At 68.8% G+C, this 1,024-nt stretch carries 1 pseudogene; it reads left to right on the top strand.

The annotated features are described in order from the left end of the window. Positions 1-1,024: pseudogene (locus AB0K92_RS33575) on the top strand (alpha-1,4-glucan--maltose-1-phosphate maltosyltransferase); the annotation flags it as partial.

Genomic DNA, 1,024 nt, shown 5'->3' with positions numbered 1-1,024 from the left:
CTGCTGGTGGAGCGGGAGCGGGCGTTGTACGGCTCGTGGTACGAGTTCTTTCCCCGTTCGGAGGGCACGCCGGAGCGTCCGCACGGCACGTTCCGCACCGCCGCCCGGCGTCTCCCGGCGATCGCGGGGATGGGGTTCGACGTCGTCTACCTGCCGCCGGTCCACCCGATCGGGACGACGTTCCGCAAGGGCCCGAACAACAGCCTGTCGGCCGGCCCGGACGACGTCGGTGTGCCGTGGGCGATCGGCTCGCCCGAGGGCGGCCACGACGCCGTCCACCCCGACCTGGGAACGATCGACGACTTCGACTGGTTCGTCGGACAGGCACGCGAGCTGGGCCTGGAGATCGCGCTGGACTTCGCGCTGCAGTGCTCCCCGGACCACCCGTGGGTGGACAAGCACCCGGAGTGGTTCCACCACCGCCCGGACGGGTCGATCGCCTACGCGGAGAACCCGCCGAAGAAGTACCAGGACATCTACCCCATCGCCTTCGACCGGGACATGGACGGCCTGGTCGCCGAGACCGAGCGGATCCTCAGGTTCTGGATGGACCACGGGGTGCGGATCTTCCGGGTGGACAACCCGCACACCAAGCCGGTCGTCTTCTGGGAACGGGTCATCGGGCGGATCAACCGCACCGACCCGGACGTGATCTTCCTGGCCGAGGCGTTCACCCGCCCGGCGATGATGCACACCCTGGCCCAGATCGGCTTCCAGCAGTCGTACACCTACTTCACCTGGCGCAACACCAAGCAGGAACTGACGGAGTACCTGACGGAGCTGTCCGGTGAGGCCGCCTCCTACATGCGGCCCAACTTCTTCGTCAACACCCCCGACATCCTGCACGCCTACCTCCAGCACGGCGGGCGCCCCGCGTTCGAGGTGCGCGCCGTCCTCGCCGCGACCCTCTCCCCCACCTGGGGCGTGTACTCCGGCTACGAGCTGTGCGAGAACACCCCCCTGCGGGAAGGCAGCGAGGAGTACCTGGACTCGGAGAAGTACCAGCTGCGGCCCCGCGACTGGG

Origin of the sequence: Streptomyces sp. NPDC052687 (genome assembly GCF_040678395.1) — a bacterium.
In the GTDB taxonomy this organism is placed as follows: domain Bacteria; phylum Actinomycetota; class Actinomycetes; order Streptomycetales; family Streptomycetaceae; genus Streptomyces.
The sequence above is the reverse complement of the archived record's forward strand: the minus strand, read 5'-3'. Positions and strand labels throughout refer to the sequence as shown.